This is a genomic window from Enterobacter dykesii, from assembly GCF_008364625.2.
Lineage (GTDB): Bacteria > Pseudomonadota > Gammaproteobacteria > Enterobacterales > Enterobacteriaceae > Enterobacter > Enterobacter dykesii.
In genome coordinates this window covers 4,031,637-4,045,955 of sequence record NZ_CP126604.1, presented here as the reverse complement: position 1 = coordinate 4,045,955, position 14,319 = coordinate 4,031,637, and the positions used below count along the sequence as shown (strand labels likewise).

Here is a 14,319-nt window from a genome sequence, read left to right as displayed (position 1 = left end):
AGGCAATGGCTGAAAATCAATACTACGGCACTGGTCGCCGCAAAAGTTCCGCAGCTCGCGTTTTCATCAAACCGGGCAGTGGTAAAATCGTAATCAACCAGCGTTCTCTGGAACAATACTTCGGTCGTGAAACTGCCCGCATGGTAGTTCGCCAGCCGCTGGAACTGGTTGACATGGTAGAAAAACTGGATCTGTACATCACCGTTAAAGGTGGTGGTATCTCCGGTCAGGCAGGTGCGATCCGTCACGGTATCACCCGCGCTCTGATGGAGTACGACGAATCCCTGCGTTCTGAACTGCGTAAAGCTGGCTTCGTTACTCGTGACGCGCGTCAGGTTGAACGTAAGAAAGTGGGTCTGCGTAAAGCACGTCGTCGTCCACAGTTCTCCAAACGTTAATCCATTCTGCTTACGCAGAACGATTGGCGAAAAACCCGCTTCGGCGGGTTTTTTTATGGATAATGCGCAGGTTATCCACAATATCCATGCATATATCTTCTCTTTTTCCACATTTCCAGAATCCCCTCACCACAAAGCCATCAAAATCTGGTAAACTATCATCCAATTTTCTGCCCAAATATCGGTGAATACTCGATTTTTGTTCGTTTCTTGAACAATGTGTTTTCTCTGGGATGGGCGATACAACATCTGGCTGGCCCCTGTTGGGCTGGTAGCAGTAAAAATTCTGAATATACCTGGAGGTTTTCATGGCTGTCGCTGCCAACAAACGTTCGGTAATGACGCTGTTTTCTGGTCCTACTGACATTTATAGCCATCAGGTTCGTATCGTGCTGGCCGAGAAAGGTGTCAGTTTTGAGATCGAGCATGTGGAAAAGGATAACCCGCCTCAGGATCTGATCGATCTCAACCCGAGCCAAAGCGTACCGACGCTGGTGGATCGCGAGCTGACCCTGTGGGAATCCCGTATCATTATGGAATATCTGGATGAGCGTTTCCCGCATCCGCCACTGATGCCTGTTTACCCTGTCGCGCGTGGTGAAAGCCGCCTGTACATGCAGCGTATCGAAAAAGACTGGTACTCGCTGATGAACGTAATTACCAGCGGTTCCGCTTCTGAAGCTGACGCTGCACGTAAGCAACTGCGTGAAGAGCTGCTGGCAATCGCCCCTGTGTTTGGTCAGAAACCATTCTTCCTGAGCGATGAGTTCAGCCTGGTGGATTGCTACCTGGCACCGCTGCTGTGGCGTCTGCCAACCCTGGGCGTAGAGTTCAGCGGTCCTGGCGCGAAAGAGCTGAAGGGTTATATGACTCGCGTATTTGAACGCGACTCTTTCCTGGCATCTTTAACTGAACCGGAACGTGAAATGCGTCTCGGCCGAGGCTAATGACTGTGGAAATGTCACAACTTACCCCACGCCGTCCTTATCTGCTGCGCGCCTTCTATGAATGGCTGCTGGATAACCAGCTCACGCCGCACCTGGTTGTGGATGTGACGTTGCCGGGCGTGCTGGTTCCAATGGAATACGCGCGTGACGGACAAATCGTACTGAACATCGCGCCGCGCGCGGTGGGCAACCTGGAGCTGGCAAACGATGAAGTGCGCTTCAACGCGCGTTTCGGCGGCGTGCCGCGTCAGGTTTCCGTGCCGCTGGCAGCCGTGCTGGCCATCTACGCGCGTGAAAACGGTGCGGGTACCATGTTCGAGCCGGAAGCGGCGTATGATGAAGATGTTGCCAGCCTGAATGATGACAACGCATCCGACGAGCGCGAAAGCGACACGGTGATGTCACTTATCGATGGTGATAAACCCGATCATCACGACGACAATGACCCTGATGACGATCCGCCTCCGCGCGGTGGTCGTCCGGCTCTTCGCGTCGTGAAATAAAAAACAGGCCCAATCGGGCCTGTTTTTTTTACACTTCCAGGTAGTTCAGGATCCCGTCAGCCGCTTTACGACCTTCGGCAATCGCCGTGACCACCAGGTCAGAACCGCGAACGATATCGCCACCGGCGAAGATTTTCGGGTTGCTGGTCTGGAATGCGTTGTCGCTGCCTTCTGGCGCAATCACGCGGCCCTGCGAATCCAGCTCAACGCTGTGCTTCGCCAGCCATTCCATGCTGTGAGGACGGAAACCGAACGCCATCACCACGGCATCGGCCGGGATCACGTGCTCAGAACCGGCTACGATCTCGGCGCGACGACGGCCTTTCGCATCCGGTGCGCCCATCTCAGTGCGCGCCATCTTCACGCCGCTCACTTTACCGTTGGCATTCACTTCAATACCCAGAGGCTGGATGTTGAACTGGAACTCCACGCCCTCTTCACGCGCGTTTTTCACTTCGCGCTTAGAGCCCGGCATGTTCTCTTCGTCACGACGGTAGGCGCAGATCACGTGTGCCGCATTCTGACGAATGGAGGTACGCACGCAGTCCATCGCGGTATCACCGCCGCCCAGCACCACCACGCGTTTGCCTTCCATGCTGACGAACGGCTCGTCGGCGGTTTCGCCGTAGCCCATGATCTGCTTGGTGTTGGCAATCAGGAACGGCAGCGCGTCAAACACGCCCGGCGCGTCTTCGTTCTCCAGACCGCCGCGCATGGACTGATAGGTGCCCACGCCCAGGAACACGGCGTCGTAATCCTTCAGCAGGTCGTCGAGCTGCACGTCGCGTCCCACTTCCACGTTCAGTTTGAACTCAATGCCCATGCCGGTGAAGATTTCACGGCGACGGGTCATGACCTCTTTTTCCAGCTTGAAGGCCGGGATGCCGAAGGTCAGCAGACCGCCGATTTCCGGATGGCGGTCAAAGACCACCGCCTTCACGCCGTTGCGGGTCAGCACGTCCGCACAGGCCAGGCCCGCCGGGCCCGCGCCGATGATTGCCACGCGCTTGTCGGTTTGCTTCACGCCGGTCATGTCCGGACGCCAGCCCATTTCGAACGCTTTATCGTTGATATAGCGCTCGATGTTGCCGATGGTCACCGCACCGAACTCGTCGTTCAGCGTACAGGAGCCTTCACACAGACGGTCCTGAGGGCACACGCGGCCGCACACTTCCGGCAGGGTGTTGGTCTGGTGAGACAGCTCGGCGGCTTCAAAAATACGCCCTTCGTTGGCCAGCTTCAGCCAGTTCGGGATGTAGTTGTGTACCGGGCATTTCCATTCGCAGTAAGGGTTACCGCAGGACAGGCAGCGGTCTGCCTGTGCCTTGGCCTGGCCTTCTGAAAACGGCTCGTAGATTTCAACAAATTCAATTTTGCGGATCTTCAGCGGTTTCTTTGGCGGATCAACACGCTGCAGGTCGATAAACTGGTATACGTTCTGGCTCATCTGAATTCCTTACTGCGCCTGCACGCGCAGCTCTGCTGCGCTACGACTACGGTGACCCAACAGGGCTTTAACATCGCTGGACTTCGGCTTAACCAGCGCGAATTTCGCAGAGAACGCCGGCCAGTTCGCCAGGATCTCTTCGCCGCGCGAAGAACCGGTATGCTGCACGTGTTCGGTAATCAAACCGCGCAGGTGTTCTTCGTGAATGGCCAGCGTATCAACGTCCAGCACTTCCACCAGCTCCGGGTTCACGCGTTTGCGGAACTCACCGTCTTCATCCAGGACGTACGCAAAACCGCCCGTCATGCCCGCGCCGAAGTTCACGCCGGTTTTACCCAGAACGCAAACAATCCCGCCCGTCATGTATTCGCAGCCGTTATCGCCAATGCCTTCCACCACGGTTATAGCACCGGAGTTACGCACTGCAAAACGCTCGCCCGCACGGCCTGCTGCAAACAGACGACCGCCGGTCGCGCCGTACAGACAGGTGTTACCGATGATGCTGGCTTCATGGCTGCGGAAGGCTGAGCCAACCGGAGGACGCACCGCCAGCAGACCGCCCGCCATGCCTTTACCGACGTAGTCGTTGGCATCGCCGGTCAGATACAGCTCAACACCACCTGCGTTCCATACGCCGAAGCTCTGACCCGCGGTACCGCTGAAGTGCGCGGTAATTGGATCTGCTGCCAGCCCTTGGTCACCGTGCGTCTGCGCGATGTAGCCGGAAAGGGAGGCACCCACGGAACGGTCGGTGTTGCGGATATCAAACCAGAACGTTTTGCTCTGCTTGTCGTCTACGAACGGCTTCGCCTGCTGCAGCAGCTGTGCGTTCAGCACGCCGTTATCAAACGGCGGGTTGTTCTCGGTGCAGTAGACCGCTTTGCCAGGATGAGGCTGCGCGGTTTCCAGCAGCTTGCTCAGCTCCAGCTTCTGCTGCTTGGCCGTGAAGCCTTCCAGCTCTTTCAACAGGTCGGTACGGCCAATCAGGTCCACCAGACGTTTCACGCCCAGCTGCGCCATCAGCTCGCGGGTTTCGCGGGCGATGAACTCAAAGTAGTTGGTCACTTTGAACGGCAGACCGTGATAGTGGTTCTTACGCAGCTTCTCGTCCTGGGTAGCAACGCCGGTTGCGCAGTTGTTCAGGTGGCAAATACGCAGGTATTTACAGCCGAGCGCAACCATTGGGCCGGTACCGAAGCCGAAGCTTTCCGCCCCGAGGATCGCCGCTTTGATGATGTCGAGGCCGGTTTTCAGGCCACCGTCAACCTGCAGGCGGATCTTGTGACGCAGACCGTTAGCCACCAGCGCCTGCTGGGTTTCCACCAGGCCAAGCTCCCACGGGCAGCCCGCGTATTTCACGGAGGAGAGTGGGCTTGCGCCGGTGCCGCCGTCGTAGCCGGCGATGGTGATGAGATCCGCATAGGCTTTCGCCACGCCGGTCGCAATGGTGCCGACGCCCGGTTCGGAAACCAGCTTCACGGAGATCATCGCCTTCGGATTGACCTGCTTCAGGTCGAAAATCAGCTGCGCCAGGTCCTCGATAGAGTAGATATCGTGGTGCGGCGGCGGGGAGATCAGCGTCACGCCCGGCACGGAATAGCGCAGTTTGGCGATGTACGGGGTAACTTTATCACCCGGCAGCTGGCCGCCTTCGCCCGGTTTCGCACCCTGAGCGACTTTAATCTGGATCACGTCGGCGTTGACCAGGTACGCAGGCGTCACGCCAAAGCGACCGGATGCCACCTGCTTGATACGGGACACTTTGTTGGTGCCGTAACGCGCCGGATCTTCACCGCCTTCGCCGGAGTTGGAGTTGCCGCCGATGCTGTTCATGGCTTCCGCCAGCGCTTCGTGGGCTTCCGGGCTCAGCGCGCCGATGGACATCGCCGCGGTATCGAAGCGTTTGAACAGTTCGGATGCAGGCTCAACCTCGTCAATGCTGACCGCTTCATCGCCCGGATTGAGGGCAATGAGGTCGCGCAGCGTTGCCGCCGGACGGTTGTTTACCAGCTCAGCGTACTGCTGGTAATCGCTGTATTCACCGCTCTGAACCGCCTGCTGCAGCGTGCGCACCACGTCCGGGTTGTAGGCGTGGTATTCGCCGCCGTGAACGTATTTCAGCAGACCGCCCTGATCCAGCGGCTTACGTGCCAGCCACGCGCGTTTGGACAGGTTCACCAGATCCTGCTGGAAGTCAGCAAAACCGGCGCCGCCGATGCGGCTGACCACGCCCTGGAAGCAGAGGTTGGCGACCTCGTCATGCAGGCCGACCGCTTCAAACAGCTTCGAACAGCGGTAGGAGGCAATGGTCGAGATGCCCATTTTGGACATGATCTTGTACAGGCCTTTATTGATGCCGTTACGGTAGTTCAGCATCACCGCGCGGTAATCTTTGTCGATCGCGCGGGTATCCACCAGACGGGCCAGCGTTTCGTAGGCCAGGTACGGGTAAATCGCCGTCGCGCCAAAGCCTAACAGCACGGCAAAGTGGTGCGGGTCGCGTGCGCTGGCGGTTTCCACAATGATGTTGGCGTCACAGCGCAGGCTCTTGTCGACCAGACGCGTCTGGATAGCGCCGACCGCCATCGGGGCAGGCACCGGCAGACGGTTTTTCGCGATATTGCGGTCGGACAGCACCAGCAGAACGGTACCGTTACGCACCATCTGTTCGGCTTTGTCACACAGCGCATTCACCGTCTCTTCGAGGCTCGCTTCGGTCACGTCGAAGGTAATATCGAGCGTGTCGGCGCGGTAGTGCTCCTCTTTCATGGTGGTGAGCTGTTTGAAATCGGAGTACAGCAGGATCGGCGATTTAAAGGTCAGACGGTGCGCCTGGCCTTCGGCCTCGCAGAAGACGTTCATCTCGCGACCGATGCTGGTGGCCAGCGACATCACGTGCGCTTCGCGCAGCGGGTCGATCGGCGGGTTGGTCACCTGCGCGAACTGCTGACGGAAATAGTCATAGATGATGCGCGGCTGGCTGGAGAGCACGGCAAACGGGGTGTCATCACCCATGGAGCCGACCGCTTCCTGGCCGTTTTCACCGAGCACGCGAATAACGGAGTCCAGCTCTTCCGCGCTGTAGTTAAATTGCTTCTGGTAGCTGGCGAGGGTGTCATCGTCCAGCTCGCGGCGGCCCACTTCTTCATCCGATAAATCTTCGAACGGCACGAGGCGACGCACGTTTTTTTCCATCCACTCTTTGTACGGATGGCGGCTTTTCAGATCGTGATCGGTTTCGGCAGAGTGCAGAATGCGCCCGCCGCGGGTGTCGATAACCATCAGCTCGCCCGGGCCGACGCGGCCCTTCTCGACCACTTCGTCAGGCTGGTAATCCCAGATACCGACTTCAGAGGCGCAGGTGATGAGCTTGTCTTTGGTGATGACGTAGCGCGCCGGGCGCAGACCGTTACGGTCCAGGTTACAGGCGGCAAAACGGCCGTCGGACATGACGATGCCCGCCGGGCCGTCCCACGGCTCCATGTGCATGGAGTTGAAGTCGAAGAACGCGCGCAGCTCAGGGTCCATATCCGGGTTGTTCTGCCAGGCCGGTGGCACGAGCAGACGCATGGCGCGCACGATGTCCATCCCGCCCGCCAGCAGCAGTTCCAGCATGTTATCCATGGAGCTGGAGTCAGAGCCGGTTTCGTTCACGAACGGCGCGGCATCGTGCAGGTCAGGGATCAGCGGCGTCTGGAACTTATAGGTACGGGCGCGGGCCCACTGGCGGTTACCGGTGATGGTGTTAATCTCGCCGTTATGCGCCAGGTAGCGGAACGGCTGAGCCAGCGGCCAGCGTGGAACGGTGTTGGTGGAGAAGCGCTGGTGGAACAGGCAAATGGCCGATTCCAGACGCAGGTCCGCCAGGTCCAGGTAGAAGCGCGGCAGGTCAGCCGGCATACACAGACCTTTATAGATGTTCACCAGGTTAGAGAGGCTACAGACGTAGAACTCTTTATCGTCCTGGAGACGTTTTTCAATGCGGCGGCGGGCGATAAACAGACGGCGTTCCATATCACGCGGACGCCAGCCCGCAGGCGCGTTGACGAAAATCTGTTCAATACGAGGCAGCGAGGAGAGGGCGATTTCACCGAGCACCCCTTCGTTGGTTGGCACATCGCGCCAGCCGACAATCGACAGGGTTTCACGCTGAAGTTCTTCTTCGACGATGCGGCGTGAGGCGGCAGCCTTTTCAGGATCCTGGTTCAGGAACAGCATGCCGACAGCGTAGTTTTTGGCTAAACGCCAGCCGCGCTCTTCCGCCACGATGCGGAAGAAACGATCCGGTTTTTGCAGCAGCAGGCCGCAACCGTCGCCGGTTTTACCATCGGCAAGAATAGCGCCACGGTGCTGCATACGGGCCAGTGCGTGAATAGCGGTACGCACTACCTTGTGGCTAGGTTCGCCTTCTATGTGGGCGATCAGGCCGAAACCACAGTTATCCTTCTCAAGGGATTTATCGTACAACATATCAGTGAACCTCCCCAGGCTCGTCGGGCTTCCCACTGAACTTTACCGTGGCGCACAGGCGCAGAAAGAGCATGGCGACGGGGTTTGCGTTTCATACGCGGACCTCGCATTCGCCCTCTTTTTCATCCTTTCGCGCAGGTAAACAAGTTTGAGGACTTGCTTCAGAGGGAATCTCAATTACTGCATAAATATGATGAGCAGGCCGCTCATCCAGAAAGCTTCCAGCGGATTTCCAACTTATCGGGAATTGGTACACAGGTCAAATGGCAATCTTATTTATACAAAAATGTGCTAAAGAGAGTTTATCTTTTTGTTATTAAAAGGTATTTAACTATTTTTACATTGATTGAATGCCCTGGCAGGACACAGAGGAGTGTGATCTGACTCACTATATGAAAGCGGTATTATCAATGTAGCGTGCTGAATAGCAGTTTTATAGCAGAATAATAATCTGGCATTGACTGCAAACCCGCATAAACCCACTGTTTTTCAGTGGTGGCGCTATAAATGAAAAAAACAATCAGAACATAAGGAAAAGTAATCACATGCGGCGTGAATGAAATTGCAGTAATCCTGAGTATTTATTCATATAGATAAAGGCCGTCCAGGGCGATTGATCCAGGTCATCGCCGACAGAGGCTAAAAGTGGCAGGCTTGTCCCCTTTCTCCGGGACGGTCTATCAGATTATGCAGTTACAGAAATTAGTCAATATGTTTGGTGGGGATCTTTTGCAGCGGTACGGGCAAAAGGTTCATAAGCTGACGCTGCATGGCGGGTTTAGCTGCCCGAATCGCGATGGCACCATCGGGCGCGGCGGCTGCACCTTCTGTAACGTTGCGTCCTTTGCTGACGAAGCCCAGCAGCATAAATCTATCGCTGAACAACTTGCCCATCAGGCCAGCCTGGTGAACCGCGCGAAGCAGTATCTGGCCTATTTTCAGGCCTACACCAGCACGTGGGCGGAGGTGCAGGTGCTGCGCTCTATGTATCAGCAGGCCGTCAGCCAGGCCAGCATCGTTGGGCTGTGCGTGGGCACGCGCCCGGACTGCGTACCGGACGCGGTGCTGGACCTGCTCAGCGAGTACAAAGAACAAGGCTACGAGATCTGGCTGGAGCTGGGCTTACAGACCGCACATGACAAAACGCTGCACCGTATTAACCGTGGCCATGATTTCGCCTGCTACCAGCGCACCACGCGCCTGGCCCGCGAGCGTGGGCTGAAGGTCTGTTCACACCTGATTGTTGGGTTACCCGGTGAAGGTCAACAGCATGGCCTTGAAACGCTGGAAAAGGTGGTTGAGACCGGCGTGGACGGCATTAAGCTGCACCCGCTGCATATCGTTACTGGAAGCATTATGGCGAAAGCCTGGGAGGCCGGGCGGTTAAGCGGAATTGAGCTTGAGGACTATACGGTGACGGCGGGGGAGATGATTCGCCACACGCCGCCGGAAATCGTCTACCACCGCATCTCGGCCAGCGCCCGCCGTCCAACGCTTCTGGCTCCGCTATGGTGTGAGAACCGCTGGACGGGGATGGTGGAAATTGACCGCTATCTGCAGGAGAACGGTGTGCAGGGTTCGGCGCTGGGAACGCCGTGGGTTCCCCGTCTACCGGCGACGGCCGCCTAACAAACTCCCCAGCATGCCGCGCACGATTTGATTGGTGACCTGCCGCGCCGCGCTTTTCGCCATGGTCTGTACCACGCCGTCGCGCTTGCCGCCGCGCGGCCCGGTGCTGCCGAACAGGATGTCTTTGAGCCCCCCGAGAATACCGTCATCCACGGCGACGGACTGCCCTTTAGCGGCAGGCGCATCCTGCGATTCGGTTGTCGCCTGCACCCCTTTTTGCAGCATCTCGAACGCGGACTCGCGATCCACCTCGTCTTCGTACTTTCCGTAAACCGGAGAGTGGTTAATCAGGCCGTTGCGTTCATCGTCGGTAACGGGCCCCATGCGCGAGCAGGGCGCGATCACCATGGCGCGTTCCACCACGGACGGGCTGCCCTTCGCATCAAGGAACGAGATCAGCGCTTCACCGGTACCTAACGCCTGAATCGCCGCTTCGGTATCAAAGGCCGGATTGGCGCGCATGGTTTGCGCGGCGGCTTTCACCGCTTTCTGATCTTTTGGTGTGAAGGCGCGCAGGGCGTGCTGCACGCGGTTACCAAGCTGACCGAGCACGTTATCCGGGATATCCGACGGGTTTTGCGACACAAACCAGACGCCAACCCCTTTGGAGCGGATCAGGCGAATGACCTGTTCAATCTTATCCAGCAATACCTGCGGCGCATCGTTAAACAGCAAATGCGCTTCGTCAAAGAAGAACACCAGCTTCGGTTTTTCCAGATCGCCCGCTTCCGGTAACTGTTCGTAGAGCTCAGAGAGCATCCACAGCAGGCTGGCGGCGTAGAGCTTTGGCATCTGGTAGAGCTTCTCGGAGCTCAGAATGTTGATGATGCCTTTGCCGCTGCTGTCGGTGCGCATCCAGTCTTTGATATCCAGCATCGGCTCGCCGAAGAAGTGCTCGGCGCCCTGTTGCTCCAGCGTCAGTAACCCGCGCTGAATGGCTCCCACTGAGGCGCTGCTGATATTGCCGTACTGATTCTGGAAGGATTTGGCGTTATCGCCTATGTACTGCGTAATGGCGCGCAGATCTTTGAAATCAAGCAGCAGCAGCCCCTGATCGTCGGCAATGCGGAAGATAATATTCAGCACGCCGGACTGCACGTCGTTGAGGTTAAGCAGACGGGCCAGCAGCAGCGGGCCGAGATCGGAGACGGTAGCGCGCACCGGGTGGCCTTTCTCACCAAAGATATCCCACACTACCACCGGATTGTTATGCGGCGTCCAGTCCGTGATGCCAATATTTTTCAGCCGTTCGAGCAGTTTTTCAGAGGCCGTCCCTTCCTGAGCCACACCGGTTAAATCACCTTTCACGTCAGCCATAAAGACCGGTACGCCAATCTCCGAAAGCGACTCCGCCAGCTTTTGCAGGGTGACGGTTTTCCCCGTCCCGGTCGCTCCGGTGATCAGACCGTGGCGGTTCGCCATCGCGGGCAGCAAATACAGCTCTTTTTCCAGCGTCCTGGCAATTAACAATGGTGTACTCATGATGCGCTTCCTCTCTTTGTCCTGGGTGGAGTATAGGCAACCTGACCGCAATTTGGTTGAGTAAATTCCTGACTTTGCGGCGCATTATCCAGCGCGGACTATGCTTTTGCATACGGTTCACAAAAATAGTGGGAAACGATGTCCAGATTCTTCTTTAACGATCGCAAACAGCTGGTCAACGATGCCATTGAAGGCATACTGCTTTCTGCGCCACACGCAAATCTCGTCAAGCTTGATATCGATCCGGCCATCAGGATCGTTGCACGCGGCGACTGGGACAAAAGCCGCGTGGCGGTGATCTCCGGCGGCGGCTCAGGCCACGAACCCGCGCACGCCGGGTTTGTTGGCAAAGGGATGCTGACGGCGGCAGTGTGTGGCGATCTGTTTGCCTCGCCGAGCGTGGATGCGGTGCTGAACGCCATTGTGGCGGTCACGGGCGATCGCGGCTGTCTGCTGATCGTCAAAAACTACACCGGCGATCGCCTGAACTTTGGTCTGGCGGCGGAAAAGGCCAAACGCTACGGCCTGAAGGTGGAGATGGCGATCGTGGCGGACGATATCGCGCTGCCGGATAACAAACAGCCGCGCGGTATTGCCGGTACGGCACTGGTGCACAAGATTGCCGGCTATGCGGCGGAGCAGGGGAAATCGCTGAGCGAGGTGCGGGATATTGCGCAACAGGCCTGCGATAACCTCTGGAGCCTGGGCGTGGCGATGCAAACGTGCAACCTGCCGGGCAGCGATGATGAAGAGGGGCGGATTAAACAAGGCCATGTCGAGCTGGGCCTGGGCATTCACGGAGAGCCCGGGGCTTCCGTCGTGGATACGCAGAACAGCAAAGCCATTACCGACACGCTGGTGACGCCTTTACGCGCGCAGGCGGGCGAGGGGCGGTTTGCGGTATTGATTAACAATCTTGGCGGCGTATCGGCGCTGGAGATGGCGTTGCTGACCAAAGAGCTGGCGCATTCGGCGCTGAAAGAGGAGATCGCGTACCTGATAGGCCCCGCGCCGCTGGTGAGCGCGCTGGACATGAAGGGCTTTTCGCTCACGCTGCTGAAGCTCAATGACTTCTTTGAAAAGGCGATTCACGCCGAGGTCGAAACGCTGGGCTGGGAGAAGCCCGTGGCGTTTGCGCCGCTGCGCACCGTGGCGCATACCGCCATTCACGATCGCGTGGAATACACTCCGTCGGACAATCTGCGGGTGGGCGAGTATGTCTCCTCGGTGACGAAAACGCTGCTCCAGCTGGAAAACCGGCTGAACGCGCTGGATGCCAAAGTGGGCGACGGCGATACCGGCTCCACTTTTGCGCAAGGGGCGCGGGATATTGCGCAGCGTCTCGAGGATCGCAAGCTCCCGCTTGATAACGTATCGACGCTGCTGTTGCTGGTGGGCGAGCGGCTGGCGACGGTGATGGGCGGATCGAGCGGGGTGCTGATGTCGATCTTCTTTACCGCGGCCGGGCAAAAGCTTCACGATGGTCAGCCGCTGCCCGAGGCATTGCTCAGCGGGCTGGCGCAGATGAAGCAGTACGGTGGGGCAGATCTCGGCGATCGTACCCTGATCGACGCGCTGCAACCGGCGCTTGAAGCATTGAAAGGTGGCGATATTCAGGCAGCGGCGCAGGCCGCACAGCACGGTGCCGAAGCAACGGCGAAAATGGCGAAAGCCGGCGCGGGACGTTCATCGTATGTGAATAAAGAGAATCTGGATGGGGTAATGGATCCGGGAGCGGTCGCGATAGCGGAAGTCTTTAACGTATTGGCGCAGCAGTGAAAGTAGGCCGGGTAAGGCGAAGCCGCCACCCGGCACTATCACATCAGAAATCCGCTTTCAACACCACGCGGTAGCGGGCTTTGCCGTCACGCACGTGCTGGATCGCTTCGTTGATTTTCGACATCGGATACAGTTCGGTGGTCGGCGCCACTTTGGTGCGTCCGGCAAACTTCATCAGCTTGCGCAACTCAAACGGCGTACCGGTCGCGGAGCCTGACACGCTGCGATCCCCGCCGATCAGGGTAAACGCCGGAACCGGCAGCGGCTTCATCACGGCACCTACGGTGTGGAAGTTACCGCCGTAGGCCAGCGCCTCAAAGTACGGCTGCCAGTTGAGATCGACGTTAACGGTGTTGATGATCAGGTCAAACTGCCCGGCCAGCGCGTTCAGCGCGTCAGGATCGCGGCTGTTCACGACTTTATCCGCACCCATCGCCAGCACTTCTTTCTCTTTTGCCGGGTTCGAGCTGAACGCCGTCACTTCACAGCCCATCGCATGCAGCAGCTTGATGGCGATATGCCCCAGGCCGCCAATACCAATGACGCCCACGCGGCTGGTGGCGGTGATATGGTGCATCAGCAGGGGTTTGAAGACGGTGATACCGCCGCACAGCAGCGGACCGGCGGATTCGATATCAATGCTGTCCGGCAGCGGGATCACCCATTGCCAGTCGGCGCGCAGTTTGTCGGCAAAACCGCCTTTGTTCAGAATGGTGGGAACGGCGCCTTCGAGACAGTTGATCTGATTCCCGCTGATACAGGCGTCGCAGTGACCACAGCTGCGTGCCGTCCAGCCGATGCCCACGCGTTGGCCTACCTTCAGCCCTTTGTCCTGTGCGGCGCTACCGAGCGCCACGACGCGGCCAATAACTTCGTGCCCGGCAACCAGCGGATAGCTGGAGAAGCCCCATTCGTTGTCGATCATCGAGAGATCCGAGTGGCAGATCCCGCAGTAATCAACCTGTACTTCGACGTCTTCTGCTTTTAGTTCGCCCGCATCGTACTCGTACAGCTCAAGTTCTGCACCCGCCTGCGGTGCGGCGTAGCTTTTTATCTTCGACATCGTGTTTCCCCCGTTGTGGTGTGAACTGAGAGTGTAGAGCATTCAGTTTACAGCCGCTTAACAGAAGAGGGCAGGAACGAAACTTACAGAGTTTTCAGCATTCTGACTTCGCAATCAACGTGGCCGGTACAGCCCAGCGGTGCATCGATATGCTCAAAGCCCAGATGTTCATACAGGCCGATGGCCTCTTTAAGGAAAGCGGTTGTTTCAAGGTAGCAGCGTGTAAAACCCTGCTTGCGGGCGTGGTCCAGCGCAATTAGCGCCAGCTTTTTCGCCAGTCCTTGCCCGCGCGCCGTTGGGAGGAAATACATTTTCTGCAGCTCACAGATATCCGGATCGCTGCAGCTGAGGGGCGCAACGCCGCCGCCGCCCACGACCTGACCGTTCTGCTCAATTACCCAGTAGGCATGCCCTGGCTGGCTGTAGAGCTGGAAAAGCTCGTCCAGATTCGGGTCAGCAACCGTGTAGCCTTTGTCAGCCGTCAGGCCATATTCGGCAGAAACGGTGCGGATAACGGCGGCGATAGCCGGGTTATCCTGCTCAGTGATCCGACGCATCGTCGTCGCGACGGGGGTAATCACGCTCATAGCATTACTCATTA

At 57.8% G+C, this 14,319-nt stretch carries 10 protein-coding genes; 5 read left to right on the top strand and 5 right to left on the bottom strand.

The genetic code is table 11. The features are described from left to right. The first annotated feature begins 5 nt into the window (after positions 1–5). The 3 genes from rpsI (at position 6) to sspB (ending at position 1,848) form a co-directional block, all read left to right on the top strand. Positions 6–398 (top strand): 30S ribosomal protein S9, encoded by a 393-nt coding sequence (gene rpsI, locus F0320_RS19285; protein ID WP_003860436.1) that lies wholly within the window; start codon positions 6–8, stop codon positions 396–398. Between the two features lie 308 nt (positions 399–706). Then, the gene (gene sspA / locus F0320_RS19280; RefSeq protein ID WP_014885418.1) at positions 707–1,345 is read left to right on the top strand and encodes a stringent starvation protein SspA; all 639 of its coding nucleotides are present in this window, start codon (positions 707–709) and stop codon (positions 1,343–1,345) included. 5 nt (positions 1,346–1,350) lie between these two features. Further along, complete coding sequence (sspB, locus tag F0320_RS19275) at positions 1,351–1,848, top strand: ClpXP protease specificity-enhancing factor (protein ID WP_024906337.1); 498 nt, start codon at positions 1,351–1,353, stop codon at positions 1,846–1,848. Between the two features lie 28 nt (positions 1,849–1,876). On the opposite strand, the gene gltD is transcribed toward sspB, so the two are convergent. Together gltD and gltB are read right to left on the bottom strand one after the other, a co-directional pair. Continuing rightward, positions 1,877–3,295, bottom strand: coding sequence for a glutamate synthase subunit GltD (gene gltD / locus F0320_RS19270; protein ID WP_029740079.1), 1,419 nt, complete (start codon positions 3,293–3,295; stop codon positions 1,877–1,879). 9 nt (positions 3,296–3,304) lie between these two features. After that, positions 3,305–7,765, bottom strand: a complete 4,461-nt coding sequence (gene gltB, locus F0320_RS19265) for a glutamate synthase large subunit (RefSeq protein WP_126329184.1) — start codon at positions 7,763–7,765, stop codon at positions 3,305–3,307. 687 nt (positions 7,766–8,452) lie between these two features. Between gltB and F0320_RS19260 the strand changes: the two genes are divergently transcribed. Continuing rightward, complete coding sequence (locus tag F0320_RS19260; protein ID WP_126329416.1) at positions 8,453–9,394, top strand: TIGR01212 family radical SAM protein; 942 nt, start codon at positions 8,453–8,455, stop codon at positions 9,392–9,394. Here F0320_RS19260 and F0320_RS19255 read toward each other — a convergent pair. After that, the gene (locus F0320_RS19255; RefSeq protein ID WP_023309371.1) at positions 9,374–10,876 is read right to left on the bottom strand and encodes a helicase HerA-like C-terminal domain-containing protein; all 1,503 of its coding nucleotides are present in this window, start codon (positions 10,874–10,876) and stop codon (positions 9,374–9,376) included. The two genes, F0320_RS19260 and F0320_RS19255, sit on opposite strands and share 21 nt — an antisense overlap. A gap of 138 nt (positions 10,877–11,014) precedes the next feature. On the opposite strand from F0320_RS19255, the gene F0320_RS19250 reads away from it, so the two are divergent. Next, positions 11,015–12,655 (top strand): dihydroxyacetone kinase subunit DhaK, encoded by a 1,641-nt coding sequence (locus tag F0320_RS19250; protein ID WP_126329185.1) that lies wholly within the window; start codon positions 11,015–11,017, stop codon positions 12,653–12,655. A gap of 43 nt (positions 12,656–12,698) precedes the next feature. Here F0320_RS19250 and ahr read toward each other — a convergent pair whose 3' ends face one another. Both ahr and F0320_RS19240 read right to left on the bottom strand, forming a co-directional pair. Beyond that, a complete protein-coding gene (gene ahr, locus F0320_RS19245) occupies positions 12,699–13,718 on the bottom strand; it encodes an NADPH-dependent aldehyde reductase Ahr (protein WP_033146757.1) in 1,020 nt (339 codons plus the stop codon). 83 nt (positions 13,719–13,801) lie between these two features. After that, positions 13,802–14,305 (bottom strand): GNAT family N-acetyltransferase, encoded by a 504-nt coding sequence (locus tag F0320_RS19240; protein WP_126329186.1) that lies wholly within the window; start codon positions 14,303–14,305, stop codon positions 13,802–13,804. Positions 14,306–14,319 lie beyond the last annotated feature (14 nt).

Bases quoted from the DNA above. Each gene is read 5' to 3' on its own strand.
- ahr (WP_033146757.1), bottom strand. From the start codon at position 13,718: ATGTCGAAGATAAAAAGCTACGCCGCACCGCAGGCGGGTGCAGAACTT.
- gltD (WP_029740079.1), bottom strand. From the start codon at position 3,295: ATGAGCCAGAACGTATACCAGTTTATCGACCTGCAGCGTGTTGATCCG.
- F0320_RS19255 (WP_023309371.1), bottom strand. From the start codon at position 10,876: ATGAGTACACCATTGTTAATTGCCAGGACGCTGGAAAAAGAGCTGTAT.
- gltB (WP_126329184.1), bottom strand. From the start codon at position 7,765: ATGTTGTACGATAAATCCCTTGAGAAGGATAACTGTGGTTTCGGCCTG.
- rpsI (WP_003860436.1), top strand. From the start codon at position 6: ATGGCTGAAAATCAATACTACGGCACTGGTCGCCGCAAAAGTTCCGCA.
- F0320_RS19250 (WP_126329185.1), top strand. From the start codon at position 11,015: ATGTCCAGATTCTTCTTTAACGATCGCAAACAGCTGGTCAACGATGCC.
- sspA (WP_014885418.1), top strand. From the start codon at position 707: ATGGCTGTCGCTGCCAACAAACGTTCGGTAATGACGCTGTTTTCTGGT.
- F0320_RS19260 (WP_126329416.1), top strand. From the start codon at position 8,453: ATGCAGTTACAGAAATTAGTCAATATGTTTGGTGGGGATCTTTTGCAG.
- F0320_RS19240 (WP_126329186.1), bottom strand. From the start codon at position 14,305: ATGAGCGTGATTACCCCCGTCGCGACGACGATGCGTCGGATCACTGAG.